The sequence below is a fragment of the Streptomyces sp. NPDC004629 genome, assembly GCF_042873595.1.
GTDB lineage: Bacteria > Actinomycetota > Actinomycetes > Streptomycetales > Streptomycetaceae > Streptomyces.
On record NZ_JBIALO010000015.1, the window covers coordinates 184,658 to 200,566 of the forward strand.

Genomic DNA, 15,909 nt, shown 5'->3' on the forward strand with positions numbered 1-15,909 from the left:
CAGTCGGCCGTCACACGCCCGGTTCCTGGGCGGCCTAGGACCAGGCCGCCACCAGGTACCCGACGCCGTAGGGCGCGTCCTCGTAGAGCAGTGTGCCCGTCAGGTCCGCGCCCTCGGCGGCGCCCGCGAGGACCTGCCAGGGTGCACGGCCCGACGCCTTCAGCTCCTGCGCCAGTTCGACGTCCAGTGCCGCGAGTGCCGCCAGGTCCGCCGACCCCAGCGCATGCGCGACCCGCGCGTCGAACGGCGCCGCCCGCTCGTCCAGATAGCCCGGCGCCTTGAGCGTGCGGCACGCACTGGCGTCGCCCATCACCAGCAGTGCCGTCCGCGCGGCCCGCGCGCCGATTTCCCTTCCCACTTCGATACACCGCTCGGGCGCGAGCGGTTCCCCCACGCCGAGACCCTCGATCGGGGCATCCGCCCAGCCGGTCCGCTCCAGCAGCCAGGCGGCGACGGCGAGCGACTGCGGCAGTGCACGCTCGGGAGCCGGGTCCCCGTCCGGCCCGAGCCGCACGTCGAGGTCGACGCCGAAGCCGCGGAAGGAGCCCCGGGCGCCCTGCGGGTGGGCGCCGCGGCCGTCCGGTGCGGCGGGTCCCACGACCACCAGCCGGTCGGGGCGGGCGGCGGCGAGCACGCCGAGCGCGTCCGCGCACGCGGCGCGCGCGGCGTCCAGCTCCGCCGCGGCGCCCGCGGCGACCTCGGGCACGAGGAGGGGCGGGCAGGGGCAGGCTGCGGCGGCGACAAGCATGATCGGCAGCGTACGTCAGTCGCAGCCGCAGGCACTCGTGGCGGCCGGCAGGGGCTCCGGAACACCGATCCTGGGCAGGCCCAGCATGACGCCCGCCGGCTTGGCGGACTCGGCCGCGGTCCGCTTCTCCCATGCGTCACCCGCGCGCGTGCGGCGCACGTCGAGCACCGGCCCCTCGGCGAGCAGGTGGTGCGGGGCGGCGTACGTCACCTCGACGGTGACCACGTCGCCGGGGCGCACCGGCTGCTCGGGCTTGGTGAAGTGGACCAGGCGGTTGTCGGGGGCGCGGCCGGACAGGCGGTGCGTGGCGCCGTCCTTGCGGCCCTCGCCCTCCGCGACCATCAGCTCCAGGGTGCGACCGACCTGCTTCTTGTTCTCCTCCCAGGAGATCTCCTCCTGGAGGGTGACCAGCCGCTCGTAGCGCGCCTGGACGACCTCCTTGGGGATCTGGTCGTCCATGGTGGCCGCCGGGGTGCCGGGGCGCTTGGAGTACTGGAAGGTGAACGCCTGCGTGAAACGGGCCTCGCGGACGACGTGGAGGGTCTGCTCGAAGTCCTCCTCCGTCTCCCCCGGGAAGCCCACGATGATGTCGGTGGTGATCGCCGCGTGCGGGATCGCGGCGCGGACCTTCTCGATGATGCCGAGGTAGCGCTCCTGCCGGTACGAGCGGCGCATCGCCTTCAGGACGGTGTCCGAGCCGGACTGCAGGGGCATGTGCAGCTGCGGCATGACGTTCGGCGTCTCGGCCATGGCGGCGATCACGTCGTCGGTGAAGTCGCGGGGGTGCGGCGAGGTGAAACGCACCCGTTCCAGGCCCTCGACGGCGCCGCAGGCGCGCAGCAGCTTGCTGAACGCCTCCCGGTCGCCGATGTCGGAGCCGTAGGCGTTGACGTTCTGGCCGAGCAGCGTGATCTCGCTGACGCCCTCGGCGACCAGGGCCTCGACCTCGGCGAGGATGTCGCCGGGGCGGCGGTCCTTCTCCTTGCCGCGCAGCGCGGGGACGATGCAGAAGGTGCAGGTGTTGTTGCAGCCGACGGAGATCGACACCCAGGCCGCGTACGCGCTCTCGCGCCGGGTCGGCAGCGTCGAGGGGAACGCCTCCAGGGACTCGGCGATCTCGACCTGGGCCTCCTCCTGCACGCGGGCGCGCTCCAGCAGGACGGGGAGCTTGCCGATGTTGTGCGTGCCGAAGACGACGTCCACCCAGGGCGCCTTCTTCACGATCGTGTCGCGGTCCTTCTGGGCCAGGCAGCCGCCGACCGCGATCTGCATGCCGGGGCGCAGGGCCTTCTTCGGCGCGAGCCGGCCGAGGTTGCCGTACAGCCGGTTGTCGGCGTTCTCGCGCACGGCGCACGTGTTGAAGACGACGACGTCCGCGTCGCCGTCGGAGCCCTCGGGGGCGCGTACGTAACCGGCTTCTTCGAGCAGCCCGGACAATCGCTCGGAATCATGGACGTTCATCTGGCACCCGTAGGTCCGGATTTCGTAGCTCTTGGATTCTCGAACGTCCACTGCGGGGCTCCGGTCGCTGCTGCTGGTCATTCCTCAAGGGTAGGCGCTTCGGGGAGGGCCCCGGCCGGCCCGCCCTGGGAGGCCGGACCCACGGCGCCGCGTGATCGTCAGGCGCCGCCCGGGATCCAGCCCTGGCGGCGCAGGACCGCGGAGACGTCCGGGGCCTCGTAGTGGTCGCCCTTGAGTACCTTGCCGTCGGCCCGGCGGGAGACCCCGCCGTCGGGTCCCCGCTTGCTCATGTTGGAGCGGTGCACCTCGGCGAGCACCGCGTCGAGGTCGATGCCGTGGACCAGCGCCGTGCCGTACGCCACATAGACCACGTCGGCGAGTTCGTGCGCGAGCCGGTCGAGGGGGCCGGCCACCGAGACCTCGGCGACCTCCGCAGCCTCCTCGGCGAGCAGGTCCCCGCGGTGCGCGGCCAGTTCGGGGGACACCTCGGTCGGTGTGCTGCGGGCGTCGAGGCCGAAGGCTCGGTGGAACTCACGGACGAGATCGGCGGGCGAGGAGGTCATACGGCGACTGTAGCGGCCGCCTGTGACATCGTCCGCGGCCCGCCCGACCCGGCTGCGACCCGCCCACGCCGCACCGGGCGTGCCCACGACACCGAACACGCCCCGGCCCGCCCGGCCGTGCCACCGCCTCCGCCTCGCCCGGCCTGGTCAGGAGCATGGGCGGGCTGGCAGGATCGCGCGCATGTCCAAGGTGATCCCCCGTATCGGCAAGCGCCGTGCGGTGCAGGGCGCGGCCGTCGGTGTCGTCGCCCTCGCCCTGCTGGCGTGGTGGCTGCTGCCTCTGGGCGAGGCCCCGCCGACCGGGACGATCGTCTTCAGCACCGGGACCCAGCGCGGGGTGTACCAGGAGTACGGGGAACGGCTGCGCACCGAACTCGACAAGGACATGCCGGGCTTGGAGGTGAAGCTGCTGAACAGCGCCGGCTCGCAGGAGAACGTGCAGCGGGTGGCGACCGGCGAGGCCGACTTCACCATCGCGGCGGCCGACGCGGTGGAGACCTATGTGCTCGACGACCGGCCCGGCGCACGGGACCTGCGCGGGGTGGCCCGGCTGTACGACGACTATGTGCAGCTGATCGTCCCGCGTGACTCCGATGTGCGGACGGTCGCGGACCTGAAGCACAAGCGGGTGGCCATAGGACCGGTCGACTCCGGGGTGCGGCTGATCGCCAACCGGGTGCTCAGGGCCGCGGGCATCGATCCCGGCAAGGACATCACCCCCCTGGCCGACGGCATCGACACCGGCCCCGACCGGCTGAAGGGCGGCGACATCGACGCGTTCTTCTGGTCGGGCGGCCTGCCCACGAAGGGGCTGTCCGAGGTGGCCCGCACCTTCGCCCTCCGGTTCGTCCCGATCGGGGCCGACCTGGTGTCCCGGCTGCACGGCCAGGGCGACGTCACCCGTTACTACCGCACCACCAACATGCCCGAGTCCGCCTACCCGTCCGCCCAACAGGGCATGACCGTGGCGACGATCGCGGTCTCCAACCTGCTGATGACCCGCAAGGACGCGGATCCGAGGCTCACCGAGTGGCTGACCCGCACAGTGATCAAGAGCCGTGACGACATCGGCGGCCATGTCCACTCCGCGCAACTGGTCGACCTGCGCACCGCGATCTACACCGACCCGCTGACGCTGCACGAGGGCGCGCGGCGGTACTACCGGTCGGTCAAGCCGTAGGCGCGCTCGCGGCCACGGGCCCGTGCCGGGGCAGCGTCACCGTCACCTTCAGGCCGCGCGGCGCGTGGTGCCCGTACGCGATCGAGCCGCCGCCCGCCGCGAGCAGCGCCCGGCTGATGGACAGGCCAAGGCCGGAGCCCTTGATGTTCTGGTGCCGGCCGCTGCGCCAGAAGCGGTCGCCGATGCGGGCCAGTTCCTTGTCGGACAGGCCGGGCCCGGTGTCCGTGACCACGACCGTCGAGGCCTCGCCGTTGCGGGCGACGGCCACCTCGACGGTGCCGTCCTCGGGGGTGAACTTCACCGCGTTGTCGATCACCGCGTCGAGGGCGCTGGACAGCGTGATCGGGTCGGCCCAGGCGGTGGTGGGCGGGCAGTCGCCGACCAGCCGGACGCCCTTGACCTGGGCGGCCGGTGCCCAGGCGGCCACCCGCTCCGCCGCGAGCTGGCCGATGTCGGTCAATTGCAGGTCCGCCTCTGCGTGCTCGGCCAGGGCCAGGTCCAGCAGGTCGTCCAAAACCTGGGCGAGCCGTCTGCCCTCGGTCTGGACGGAGGCGATCTCCTCGTTGTCCTCGGGCAGTTCGAGGGCGAGCAGTTCGATGCGCAGCAGCAGCGCGGCGAGCGGGTTGCGCAACTGGTGCGAGGCGTCGGCGACGAAGGCCCGCTGCTGCTCCAGCACGCTTTCGACGTTGTCCGCCATCTCGTTGAACGAACGGGCCAGCCTGCGCAGTTCCGGCGGACCGCCGGCCGCGGCCACCCGTGACTTCAGGCGCCCGGTGGCGATGTCGTGGGTGGTGGCGTCCAGGACGCGCACGGGCCGCAGCACCCAGCCGGTCAGTCGGAGGGCTGCGCCGACGGCCAGCAGCATCGCGGCGATCTCACCGGCGCCGACGACCAGCCAGCGGCGCAGCGTCCGTGAACGCATCGCTCCGGTCGGCGAGTCGGTGACCACCACGGCCGCCACGTCGCCGTCGCGGATCACCGGCGAGGCGACGACGAGCCGGCTGCGCTGCCAGGGCCACACCTGCTCCGGGTCGTGGCTGCGCCGGCTGAGCAGCGCCTCCTCGAAGGCGTCGCGCACCTCGCCCTCCTCGGGCAGCAGCCAGTCACCGGGCGCGTTCGCCATCGGCGAGGCGTTGCGGTAGAAGACGCCGGCGCGGATGCCGTAGACCTCGAAGTAGCTGGTGAGTTCGCGGCGCAGGGTCTCCTTGCGCTCGTCCTCGTTCGAGCGGCGCGACCCGGCGGGCGCGTCGGTGACGAACTGGGCCAGCGCGGCGAACCGGGCCGTGTCGTCGATCCGGTCGACGACCACCGTCTGCTGCTCGGCCGCCGCGCTGCTGACGGCGAGCGGGACGCCGAGCGCGAGCAGCACGGCCGCCATCAGGACGATGAGCAGCGGAAGGAGACGTGTGCGCACCCGTGCCCGCTAGGCGGCCGGTGCGACGAGCCGGTAGCCCACGCCGCGTACGGTCTCGATCAGTGCGGGCATGCGCAGTTTGGCCCGCAGGGAGGCGACGTGCACCTCCAGGGTGCGCCCCGTGCCCTCCCAGCTGGTGCGCCAGACCTCGCTGATGATCTGTTCCCGCCGGAACACCACGCCCGGCCGCTGGGCGAGGAGCGCGAGCAGGTCGAACTCCTTGCGGGTCAGCTGGATCACCGTGCCGTCCACCGTGACCTGGCGGGTGGGCAGTTCGATGTGCACGGGGCCGAGCCGCAGCGCGCTGTCGCCGCTGGTCGCGGTGTCCTCATGGACGGTGCGCCGGCTGACGGCGTGGATCCGGGCGAGCAGTTCCCCGGTGTCGTACGGCTTCACCACGTAGTCGTCGGCCCCCAGGTTGAGGCCGTGGATCCGGGAGCGGACGTCGGAACGCGCGGTGACCATGATCACCGGGGTGCCGGTGCGTTTGCGGATCTTGCCGCACACCTCGTAGCCGTCCTGGTCGGGCAGGCCGAGGTCGAGCAGGACCACGCCGAAGCCGGGGCCCTCGGGGACGAGCGCCTGGAGCGCCTCCTCACCGCTGCGCGCGTGCGTGACGTCGAAGCCGTGCCGGGCGAGGATCGCGGACAGCGCCGCAGCGACGTGGTTGTCGTCCTCGACGAGCAGCAGTCTCATCCCCGCCCCCTCCGGTTCAGCAGTCGCACGGTCCCGGTTCTCCATCGGCCACTAAGCCCGCGCACAAGAAGGTTGCCCACGCGCGCGTGCACCATGGCAGTCACGCCGATGGAAGAGGACGGCGTCAAGAGGGTTCCGGTTACCCACCGCATCCGTTACCCGGCCGATACGTGACCAGCTCACAACTGCTACGACACGTGTCCGATTGCTATAGGATCGTGATGCTCAGATTCCCCTCAGATGTAATGACGCATGTCACAGGGGCTCACTACTGTCCTCCGAAACCGAGGAGGACGGAGCCTGAGAGCGATGACCGAAGTATCGGTGGCCAAGGAAGACGTGGCCGCGACAGGCGATCTGGTCGTCCTGAAGAGCGTCAACAAGCACTTCGGCGCGTTGCACGTGCTCCAGGACATCGATCTGACGATCGCTCGCGGCGAGGTCGTCGTGGTCATCGGACCCTCCGGGTCCGGTAAGTCGACCCTGTGCCGCACCATCAACCGCCTGGAGAGCATCGACTCGGGCGCCATCATGATCGACGGCAGGCCGCTGCCCGAGGAGGGCAGGGAACTGGCCCGGCTGCGGGCGGACGTCGGGATGGTGTTCCAGTCCTTCAATCTCTTCGCGCACAAGACCGTGCTCGACAACGTGATGCTGGGACAGGTCAAGGTCCGCAAGGCGGACAAGAAGCAGGCCGAGGAGAAGGCCCGGGCCCTGCTCGACCGGGTCGGCGTCGGCACCCAGGCCGACAAGTACCCCGCGCAGCTCTCCGGCGGGCAGCAGCAGCGCGTGGCCATCGCACGGGCCCTGGCGATGGATCCGAAGGTGATGCTCTTCGATGAGCCGACCTCCGCCCTCGACCCCGAGATGATCAACGAGGTCCTGGAGGTCATGCAGCAACTCGCCCGCGACGGCATGACCATGATCGTCGTCACCCATGAGATGGGCTTCGCGCGCTCGGCCGCCAACCGCGTGGTCTTCATGGCGGACGGCCGCATCGTCGAACAGTCCACGCCGGACCAGTTCTTCAGCAACCCGCGCAGCGACCGGGCCAAGGACTTCCTGTCGAAGATCCTGCACCACTGACGGCGCCCGCACGCATGACGGACGAACCGGCTCACCCGCACCGCCGGCCCGCTTCCTCACCACACGAAGGATGTTCACCATGAAGCTCCGCAAGGTCACCGCAGCCTCCGCCGCCGTGCTCGCCCTCTCCCTGGCCGCCACCGCGTGCGGTTCCGACGACAAGGACGACAGCGGTTCCTCCGGCGGTGGCAAGAAGATCACCGTCGGCATCAAGTTCGACCAGCCCGGCATCGGTCAGAAGACCCCGCAGGGCTACACGGGCTTCGACGTGGACGTGGCCACGTATGTCGCCAAGAAGCTCGGCTACGGCGAGGACAAGATCGAGTGGAAGGAGTCGAAGAGCGCCGACCGCGAGACGATGCTCAAGCGCGGTGACGTCGACTTCATCGCCGCCTCCTACTCGATCACTCCGGAGCGCGAGCAGCAGGTCGACTTCGCCGGCCCGTACCTGCTGGCCCACCAGGACGTGCTGATCCGCGCGGACGACGACAGCATCAAGTCGGCCTCGGACCTCAACAGCAAGAAGCTGTGTTCGGTGACCGGTTCGACCTCGGCGCAGAACGTCCATGACAAGCTGGCTCCCAAGGCCCAGCTCCAGGAGTACCCGACGTACTCGGCCTGTCTGACCGGTCTGCAGAACAAGGCCATCGACGCGCTCACCACGGACGACTCGATCCTCGCCGGCTACGCCTCGCAGTCCCAGTTCAAGGGCAAGTTCAAGCTCGCCGGCCTCAAGATGACCAACGAGAACTACGGCATCGGCGTCAAGAAGGGCAGCGACCTCAAGGACAAGATCAACAAGGCCCTTGAGGACATGGTCTCCGACGGTTCCTGGCAGAAGGCCGTGGACAGCAACTTCGGTCCGGCCAACTACAAGAACGAGCCCGCCCCGAAGATCGGCGACGTCAAGAGCTGAGGCAGCGCCCGACTGGTGCGCCGCCGTGCCGGCGGCGCACCAGGGCATCCCTACACGCGGAAGCGCGGGAGATCGTGTTCGACTTTCTTGAGGGTTACGACCTGCTGGGCGCCTTCTGGGTGACGGTGCAGCTGACGCTGCTGTCCGCCGCGGGCTCCCTGATCTGGGGCACCCTGCTGGCCGCCATGCGGGTGGGCCCGGTGCCGCTGATGCGCGGTTTCGCAACCGCCTACGTGAACATCGTGCGGAACATCCCGCTCACGGTGATCATCCTGTTCACCTCGCTCGGCCTGTACTCGACTTTGAACATCACCATGGGTTCGAACGTCATCGAGACGAGCAACTTCCGGCTGGCCGTGCTCGGCCTGATCGTGTACACGTCCGCCTTCGTCTGTGAAGCGCTGCGCTCCGGCATCAACACGGTGCCGGTCGGGCAGGCCGAGGCCGCCCGGGCGATCGGCCTGAGCTTCACCCAGGTGCTGGGCCTGGTGGTGCTGCCGCAGGCCTTCCGGGCGGCCGTCGGCCCGCTGACGAACGTCCTGATCGCGCTGACCAAGAACACCACGGTGGCGGCCGCGATCGGTGTGGCGGAGGCCGCGTACCTGATGAAGGAAATGGTCGAGAACGAGGCGCAGTTGGTGCTGATCTCAGCCATCATCGCCGTCGGCTTCTGCTGTCTGACGCTGCCGACCGGTCTGCTTCTCGGCTGGGTCGCCAAGAAGGTGGCGGTGAAGCGATGAGTTCCGTCCTGTACGACGCCCAGGGCCCGCGCGCCAAGCGGCGCAACGTCCTCTACACGGTGGTCTTCGCCCTCGCCGCGGCCGCCGTCCTGTGGTGGGTGTTCAGCGCCCTCGCCGACAAGGACCAGTTGGCCTGGGAGAAGTGGAAGCCCTTCCTGGGCGGTACCGAGGCGTACACGACCTACATCTGGCCCGGTCTGGAGAACACCCTCAAGGCCGCCGCCCTGTCCATGATCATCGCGCTGCCGCTGGGCGCGGTCCTCGGCATTGCCCGGCTCTCGGACCACGTGTGGGTGCGCGTCCCGGCCTCGATGGTGGTCGAGTTCTTCCGGGCGATCCCGGTCCTGGTCCTGATGATCTTCGGGATGGCCTGGTACTCCGAGTACACCAATGTCAGCTCGGACGCCCGTCCGCTGTACGCGGTCGTCACCGGCCTCGTGCTGTACAACGCGTCCGTCCTGGCCGAGATCGTCCGGGCCGGCATCCTGTCCCTGCCGCGGGGCCAGTCCGAGGCCGCGATGGCGATCGGTCTGCGCAAGAACCAGACGATGCGGCTGATCCTGCTGCCGCAGGCGGTCACCGCGATGCTCCCGGCGATCGTCAGCCAGCTGGTGGTCATCGTGAAGGACACGGCGCTCGGCGGCGCGGTCCTGACCTTCCCCGAACTGCTCGCCTCGGCCAACACGATGAGCGGCTACTACGGGGCCAACACGATCGCCTCCTTCACCGTGGTGGCCGTGATCTTCGTGGCGATCAACTTCTCGCTCACGTCCTTCGCGGGCTGGCTTGAGCGACGGCTGCGGCAGGGCAAGAAGTCCACCGGCGCGGTGCTGGGCGCCGACGCGGTCGCCGAGCTGGCCGCACCGGGCGAGCACGAAGAGGTGACGAAGATCGGATGATGCCGACGGGGCCCTTGAGCACGACGGGCCCGTTGAGCAGAACGGGCCCCCAACGGGCGTAGCGCGCCCGATGAGACCGACACGCCTGATCAGCCCGATGACCCCGATCAGCCGATGATCTGACAAAGCGACAATTCCCTGAGGGCAGTGGCATGATCGCCACTGCCCTCGGTCACTTGACGCAAACACCGCCAATGGGTTGCATACGTTCTGTGATCGTGCACCCTGCTCCATCTTCCTGTTCACACACGTCCGTCCAGGCACAGCCGCGGGCAGGGGGCGCCGCGCCGTGGACCCGGTGATCATCGTCGGAGCGGGGCCCGTCGGGCTCACGCTCGCCCTGGCGCTGGCCCGCCAGGACGTGCCGTCCGTCGTCCTGGACGAGGGTCCCGGCACCGACGAACCGCGCGCCGCGCGCACCGTCGTACTGCGTGAGGACACCGCCGCGCTGGTGAGCCGGCTCACCGGCGTCCCGCTCGCCGAGCGGGGGCTGCGCTGGGCCGGATGGCGGTCGCTACGGCGCAAGCAGGTGACGGGCGAGATCGAGTTCGACGACGCGGAGCCGGGCCCACTGCATCTCGCGCAGCACGCGCTGACCGGCGCCCTGCGCGCCGCGCTCGCCGACGAACCGCTGGCCGGGCTGGCCGTGAACAGCCGTCTCGACACGATCGAGCAGGAACGCTCCGGCGTCACCGCCCACACCCGGGACCCGGGCGGCACCTGGTGGCGCGGCAGCTATCTCGTCGGCTGCGACGGTCCCCGCTCCACCGTGCGCAAGCTCCAGGACATCCGCTTCCCCGGCCGTACAGCGGTGGAGCGGCACGCCGTGGCCGCACTGCGCGCCGAACTGCCCCGGCCCGACTGGGGGTTGCTGCACCGGCTGCCGCCGTGGCGGGCGTCCGGGCCGTTCGCCGGCGAGGTGACCGCCCGCCCCCTGCCGGACGGCGTGTGGCGCCTGGACTGGCTGCTGCCGCCCGGCAAGGACCTCGTCACGCCGGAACTCCTCGTGGCCCGCGTCCGCGAGACCCTGGCCGGCTGGACGGGCGGCACCACACCGCCGTACGAACTCCTCGACACCGGGGTCCATACGGTGCACCACCGGCTCGCCCGCCGGTGGCGGGTGGGGCGGGTGTTCCTCGCCGGGGACGCCGCCCATCTGCTGGGCGCGCTCGGCACCCAGGGCCTCGACGAGGGGCTGAGGGACGCCGACAACCTCGCCTGGAAGCTGGCGCCGGCCTGGCACCACGGCCGGCACGAGGCGCTGCTCGACTCCTACCAGGCGGAGCGGCGCGCCGTGGTCGCCGCGCGGCTGCGCGCCACCGACCAGGTGCTGCCGGTGCTGCGCGGCGGTGGCGGACTGCGCGCCTACGTCCCCGGCACCGCACGCGGGCACGACGCGCTGCTCACGGACGGTCATCTGGGACGGGGGCAGCTCGGCACACCGGGGACGTACGCCGACTCCCCGCTCGCGCCCGGGCACCTCGATGCCGAGGTCCCGGTCGACACGCCGTCGGGCGCCCAGGTCAGCGACGTGCGGGTCACCGCGGAGGACGGCGCCTTCGTCCGGCTGCGGGACCGTCTCGGCCGCGGGGCGCTGCTGGTCGTCCTGATCGCTCCGGGCACGGGTGTGTGGGACCGCAAGCACTGGGTGACCGCCGGGATCATGCCCCGTCTGGCGGCGGCGGTGGCCGCGCTGCCGTACCCGGCCGAGCTGCTGGTCGCCGAGGCCTACCCCGGCGCGCCCGCGCACACAGTGCTGCTCGTCCGCCCCGACGGGCACCTGGTCACCGCGCTGGGCGGGGTCCGGCCGGCCGACCTGTACTCGGCCGCGCAGGCGGCGCTGGGCGGCGCCGAGAAGGAGGAGGCCGAGGCCGCTGCGGGGGCGGGTTCCGGGGCGCGCTGACCCTTCCCTTTTTCCTGGTCTTCCCCTGGTCCGGTCCACATTCCGACGACGAGTTGACCGCTGCGCTCCCGCAGTGGTGTACTCCGCTTCGTGATCGACACCTGTGTGCGCCTGTGGCGGAGGGTCCATATGGACCTGGTCCGCTATGCAGGCTGCGTGTGTCGCCGCACCTGCTGAATTCGCACCCCCCTCTCATCTGCGCGCCCCATCTGACCTGCGGCGCGCTCTCGGCGAACGCTCAACAGGACGGTGTACGTGTCTGTCTCTCCCTCCGCATCCGCTCCCTCCGCCGCCCCGGCCACCGGTGCCGCGGCGGCCCCGCCCACTCAGGCGGACCTCCTCGACTTCGTCCGGCGGACCGCCGCCGACGCCGAACTGATCGCCTCGCTTCCGCTCGACCCGGAGGGGCGCACCTGGGTGCGCCTGGACGGGCCCGGCGGCAGTGAGGCCTGGCTGATCGGGTGGCCCCCCGGTACCGGCACCGGCTGGCACGACCACGCCGAGTCGATCGGCGCCTTCCTCACCGCGGCGGGCGAGTTGAAGGAGAACTCGTTCGCCGCCCGGCTGCCCACCGACGGCTGGAAGACACTGGAACTCAGCGAGGACGTGGACCGCGAACGGCGGCTGCCGGCCGGGCGGGGTCGTTCCTTCGGTCAGCACCATGTCCACGAGGTGCTCAACGAGTCCGCCGAACGGCATGCCGTTTCCGTCCACGCCTACTACCCGCCCCTGCCGCAGATCCGCCGCTACAGCCGCAGCGGCCAGGTACTGCGTCTGGAGCAGGTGGAGCGCCCCGAGGACTGGCAGTGACCGAGTCGTCGGGCGCGAGCAGGGCCGAACCGCCGCTCGGCATCGACGAGTTGCTGGAGCAGGTGCGTGCGGGCTATCGGCGGATCGAGCCCCGCGAGGCGTATGACGCGGCGCAGGGCGGGGAGGCCCTGCTGGTCGACATCCGGTACGCGGCGCTGCGCGAGCGCGACGGGCTGATCCCCGGCGCGCTGGTCATCGAGCGCAACGAACTGGAGTGGCGCCTCGATCCCCAGGGCAGCCATCGCTCGCCCGAGGCCACCGGCCATGATCTGCGCGTCGTGGTGATCTGCAACGAGGGCTACGCGTCCAGTCTGGCGGTCTCCTCCCTGCACCGGCTGGGTCTGCACCGGGCCACGGACCTGATCGGCGGTTTCCAGGCGTGGAAGGCGGCGGGGCTGCCGGTGGCGTCCTGACCCAGGGCTTCCTCTCCGCCGGGCCGTGCTCCCCCGGCCCTCCACGTCCGGCGTTCCGGGTCCGGGAGGAGGCCGGGGGACGGCGTCGGCACCGGTCCTCGATGGCGAGGCGGCTCGGCGGCTCGCCGGTCCCGCCCTCGTGACCAAGCTCGTCGGCCTGACCCCGGTGGGTCAGAACTCCTCACGGTCGAGGAACTCCGTGTCCTCGCCCTCTTCCTCCAGCGCCCGCCGGACCACCCGGAGGGCCATGCCCTCGGGGTAGCCCTTGCGGGCGAGCATCCCGGCCAGGCGCCGTATGCGTCTGTCCCGGTCGAGGCCGCGGGTGGAGCGCAGTTTGCGGGCGACGAGGTCGCGGGCGGTCGACTCCTCCTGCTCGGCGTCGAGTTGGGCCACGGCCTCGTCGATCAGTGCCGAGTCGACCCCTTTGGTGCGCAGTTCCCGGGCGAGCGCGCGACGGGCCAGCCCCCGGCCGTGGTGCCGCGACTCCACCCAGGCGCCGGCGAACGCACCGTCGTCGATCAGACCGACTTCCTCGAACCGCGACAGCACCTCCTCGGCGACGTCCTCCGGGATCTCCTTCTTGCGCAGGGCGTCCGCCAGTTGCTTGCGTGTGCGCGGGGTCCCGGTGAGCAGGCGCAGACAGATCGCCCGCGCCCGCTCAGCCGGGTCCCCTGGAGACTCCTCCTGCTCGGCCCTCGATGAGGAGAAGGAGCCTCCGTCTTCGTCGGCCGGTCCCCCGAAGCCCCGCCGACGACGCCCGCGCGGGCCGCCGCCACGCCGCCCGCCACCGGGCGGTCCGCCCCCGTGTGGTCCTTCGCCGCGGGGCCCACCCCCGTGGGGCCCCACGCCTTGTGTCCCCTCGCCGTGAGGGCCGTCCCCGTACCGTCCCTCGTCGTGGCGGCCGTCCCCGTACCGCCCCTCGTCGTGGGGCCGGCCGCTGTGGGGCTCGTCGCCGTACGGGTCCCGCGGGCCGTCGGGGCCGCAGGCGTCGGCCCCTTCGCAGGATCCGCCCCACAACGGCCGGTCGCCGTCGAACGCCCCCTCGCCGTCCGGGCCGTCGCCCGGCCGGGTGGGACCGACGCCACCTCTGCCCGTCCGCTCCCGGTGAGCGTCGAAGTGCGCGTACTCGGCCCAGTCGGTTCGTCGTGTCACGGGTCAGCTCTTGGCTGCGGCGGCCTTGGGCTTGGTGGCCTTGGCGGCTGCCGGGGCGGGCGCCGTCTTCGCCGCGTCACCCGGAGCGGTGGCGACCACCGCGGCCGGTTCGGCGGCGGGCTCCTCCGGCCGCACTCCGACGCCCAGCTTCTCCTTGATCTTCCTCTCGATCTCGTTGGCCAGGTCAGGGTTGTCCTTGAGGAAGTTGCGCGCGTTCTCCTTGCCCTGGCCGAGCTGGTCGCCCTCGTACGTGTACCAGGCGCCGGCCTTGCGGACGAAGCCGTGCTCCACGCCCATGTCGATCAGGCCGCCCTCGCGGCTGATGCCCTGGCCGTAGAGGATGTCGAACTCGGCCTGCTTGAAGGGCGGCGCGACCTTGTTCTTGACGACCTTGCAGCGGGTGCGGTTGCCGACCGCTTCCGTACCGTCCTTCAGTGTCTCGATACGGCGGATGTCGATGCGCACCGAGGCGTAGAACTTCAGGGCCCGGCCGCCGGTCGTGGTCTCCGGGGAGCCGAACATGACGCCGATCTTCTCGCGGAGCTGGTTGATGAAGATGGCGGTGGTCTTGGACTGGTTGAGCGCGCTGGTGATCTTCCGCAGCGCCTGGCTCATCAGCCGGGCCTGCAGACCCACATGGCTGTCGCCCATCTCGCCCTCGATCTCCGCGCGCGGGACGAGCGCGGCGACGGAGTCGATGACGATCAGGTCGAGCGCGCCTGAGCGGACCAGCATGTCCACGATCTCCAGCGCCTGCTCGCCGTTGTCCGGCTGGGACAGGATCAGGTTGTCGATGTCGACGCCCAGCTTGCGCGCGTACTCGGGGTCGAGGGCGTGCTCCGCGTCCACGAACGCGACCTGGCCGCCTGCCTTCTGCGCGTTCGCCACGGCGTGCAGGGTCAGGGTCGTCTTGCCGGAGGACTCGGGTCCGTAGATCTCGACGACACGGCCGCGCGGCAGGCCGCCGACGCCAAGGGCCACGTCGAGCGCGGTCGACCCGGTCGGGATGATCTCGATGGGCTCCTTCGACCGCTCGCCCATGCGCATGACCGCGCCCTTGCCGAATTGCCGTTCAATCTGCGCGAGCGCGGCGTCGAGCGCCTTCTCGCGGTCGGTTCCTGCCATGGGTTCCACCCGGTTTGCTTGAGTCGATCGCTTCACGTCAAAGACGCTAACGCCTGCCACTGACAATGCGTCCCGACGCCGACCCGGCCTGTGGATAACTCCGGCACTTCTCCACCCGAACCGGGCCGAAACCCCCCGTCGAGAACCTCGCCTGGACCTCCAGGAGAATGGATGTTCGATTTTCGTGTCAAGCGCACCACACGGCACTTACGCTCGTCCAGCCACCGCGCCCCGGCCGCCGAAGAGCCACCGGCCGACCGGCGCCGCCGCGCACGGCGCGGGTGGCGACGCCGCTGTGCGGCCTTGCGGGCCGTGAAAGGGTCGGGGCATGGCTCACTCACCCATGCGGATCAATGCCCTCATCCTCGATGCCGTCAACCCCGAGCGGCTGGCCGCGTTCTGGTCCGATCTGCTCGGCAGGCCGGTCGTGGGCCGCACCGGACCGTATGTCTGGCTGCGGCGCGAGAACGGCCTGGGCCTGGGCTTCCAGCAGACCGCCGAGCGGAAGTCGGGCAAGAACCGCATGCACTTCGACATCACTTCACCCGACCCGGCCGCCGAGCAGCAGCGGGTCGAGGCGATCGGCGGGCGCAGGCTGGAGGAGTATGCGGACGGCGGGTTCCTGGTGATGGCCGACCCCGAGGGCAATGAGTTCTGCATCATCCCCGAGGGCCCCTTCGAGCTGGACGACGAGGGACGCGCGAACTACCTCGGCTGACCGGCATTCCCGTCCGGGCCCAGCGCGTCATCGACCGGCCCTGAGGCCGGCCGGCCTCCCGGAGTATCAGCGGACCACGTCGAAG

17 protein-coding genes are annotated in these 15,909 nt (G+C 71.0%); 10 read left to right on the forward strand and 7 right to left on the reverse strand.

Annotation, left to right across the window (positions count from 1 at the left end; genetic code table 11):
• Positions 1-34: 34 nt before the first annotated feature.
• The 3 genes from ACFYTE_RS23835 to ACFYTE_RS23845 form a co-directional block, all read right to left on the reverse strand.
• Complete coding sequence (locus ACFYTE_RS23835) at positions 35-748, reverse strand: class III extradiol dioxygenase subunit B-like domain-containing protein (protein WP_388713791.1); 714 nt, start codon at positions 746-748, stop codon at positions 35-37.
• Positions 749-763: 15 nt separating this feature from the next.
• Positions 764-2,290 (reverse strand): tRNA (N6-isopentenyl adenosine(37)-C2)-methylthiotransferase MiaB, encoded by a 1,527-nt coding sequence (gene miaB / locus ACFYTE_RS23840; RefSeq protein WP_388713794.1) that lies wholly within the window; start codon positions 2,288-2,290, stop codon positions 764-766.
• A gap of 77 nt (positions 2,291-2,367) precedes the next feature.
• Entirely contained in the window at positions 2,368-2,772 is a 405-nt protein-coding gene (locus ACFYTE_RS23845; RefSeq protein WP_388713797.1) for a MazG nucleotide pyrophosphohydrolase domain-containing protein, read from the reverse strand.
• A gap of 181 nt (positions 2,773-2,953) precedes the next feature.
• On the opposite strand from ACFYTE_RS23845, the gene ACFYTE_RS23850 reads away from it, so the two are divergent.
• Complete coding sequence (locus ACFYTE_RS23850) at positions 2,954-3,952, forward strand: TAXI family TRAP transporter solute-binding subunit (protein ID WP_388713800.1); 999 nt, start codon at positions 2,954-2,956, stop codon at positions 3,950-3,952.
• Here the strand turns inward: ACFYTE_RS23850 and ACFYTE_RS23855 are convergent.
• Together ACFYTE_RS23855 and ACFYTE_RS23860 are read right to left on the reverse strand one after the other, a co-directional pair.
• Complete coding sequence (locus tag ACFYTE_RS23855; protein ID WP_388713804.1) at positions 3,942-5,366, reverse strand: ATP-binding protein; 1,425 nt, start codon at positions 5,364-5,366, stop codon at positions 3,942-3,944. The genes ACFYTE_RS23850 and ACFYTE_RS23855 overlap by 11 nt on opposite strands.
• Positions 5,367-5,375: 9 nt before the next feature.
• The gene (locus ACFYTE_RS23860) at positions 5,376-6,062 is read right to left on the reverse strand and encodes a response regulator transcription factor (protein WP_388713807.1); all 687 of its coding nucleotides are present in this window, start codon (positions 6,060-6,062) and stop codon (positions 5,376-5,378) included.
• A 309-nt stretch (positions 6,063-6,371) separates the two neighbouring features.
• Between ACFYTE_RS23860 and ACFYTE_RS23865 the strand changes: the two genes are divergently transcribed.
• From ACFYTE_RS23865 to ACFYTE_RS23900, 8 genes are all read left to right on the forward strand, one after another.
• The gene (locus ACFYTE_RS23865) at positions 6,372-7,148 is read left to right on the forward strand and encodes an amino acid ABC transporter ATP-binding protein (protein WP_388713810.1); all 777 of its coding nucleotides are present in this window, start codon (positions 6,372-6,374) and stop codon (positions 7,146-7,148) included.
• Positions 7,149-7,227: 79 nt separating this feature from the next.
• Positions 7,228-8,064, forward strand: coding sequence for a glutamate ABC transporter substrate-binding protein (locus tag ACFYTE_RS23870; RefSeq protein WP_388713813.1), 837 nt, complete (start codon positions 7,228-7,230; stop codon positions 8,062-8,064).
• A 74-nt stretch (positions 8,065-8,138) separates the two neighbouring features.
• The gene (locus ACFYTE_RS23875; RefSeq protein ID WP_388713816.1) at positions 8,139-8,804 is read left to right on the forward strand and encodes an amino acid ABC transporter permease; all 666 of its coding nucleotides are present in this window, start codon (positions 8,139-8,141) and stop codon (positions 8,802-8,804) included.
• On the forward strand, positions 8,801-9,703 hold the full coding sequence (locus ACFYTE_RS23880) for an amino acid ABC transporter permease (RefSeq protein ID WP_388713819.1): 903 nt from the start codon (positions 8,801-8,803) through the stop codon (positions 9,701-9,703). Before ACFYTE_RS23875 ends, ACFYTE_RS23880 begins: the two co-directional genes overlap by 4 nt.
• Positions 9,704-9,992: 289 nt before the next feature.
• Positions 9,993-11,606 carry an FAD-dependent monooxygenase gene (locus tag ACFYTE_RS23885; RefSeq protein ID WP_388713822.1) on the forward strand — a complete coding sequence of 538 codons (1,614 nt, stop codon included), beginning with the start codon at positions 9,993-9,995 and terminating at the stop codon, positions 11,604-11,606.
• Between the two features lie 129 nt (positions 11,607-11,735).
• Complete coding sequence (locus ACFYTE_RS23890) at positions 11,736-11,783, forward strand: hypothetical protein (RefSeq protein WP_351741692.1); 48 nt, start codon at positions 11,736-11,738, stop codon at positions 11,781-11,783.
• 78 nt (positions 11,784-11,861) lie between these two features.
• The gene (locus ACFYTE_RS23895; RefSeq protein WP_388713825.1) at positions 11,862-12,416 is read left to right on the forward strand and encodes a cysteine dioxygenase; all 555 of its coding nucleotides are present in this window, start codon (positions 11,862-11,864) and stop codon (positions 12,414-12,416) included.
• The gene (locus ACFYTE_RS23900) at positions 12,413-12,829 is read left to right on the forward strand and encodes a rhodanese-like domain-containing protein (RefSeq protein ID WP_388713828.1); all 417 of its coding nucleotides are present in this window, start codon (positions 12,413-12,415) and stop codon (positions 12,827-12,829) included. The genes ACFYTE_RS23895 and ACFYTE_RS23900 overlap by 4 nt, the downstream gene beginning before the upstream one ends.
• Before the next feature lie 171 nt (positions 12,830-13,000).
• Here ACFYTE_RS23900 and recX read toward each other — a convergent pair whose 3' ends face one another.
• Together recX and recA are read right to left on the reverse strand one after the other, a co-directional pair.
• Positions 13,001-13,981, reverse strand: a complete 981-nt coding sequence (gene recX / locus ACFYTE_RS23905; RefSeq protein WP_388713831.1) for a recombination regulator RecX — start codon at positions 13,979-13,981, stop codon at positions 13,001-13,003.
• A gap of 3 nt (positions 13,982-13,984) precedes the next feature.
• The gene (gene recA, locus ACFYTE_RS23910) at positions 13,985-15,106 is read right to left on the reverse strand and encodes a recombinase RecA (protein ID WP_388713834.1); all 1,122 of its coding nucleotides are present in this window, start codon (positions 15,104-15,106) and stop codon (positions 13,985-13,987) included.
• Between the two features lie 328 nt (positions 15,107-15,434).
• On the opposite strand from recA, the gene ACFYTE_RS23915 reads away from it, so the two are divergent.
• Positions 15,435-15,824 (forward strand): VOC family protein, encoded by a 390-nt coding sequence (locus tag ACFYTE_RS23915; RefSeq protein WP_388713837.1) that lies wholly within the window; start codon positions 15,435-15,437, stop codon positions 15,822-15,824.
• The last annotated feature ends 85 nt before the right edge of the window (positions 15,825-15,909 follow it).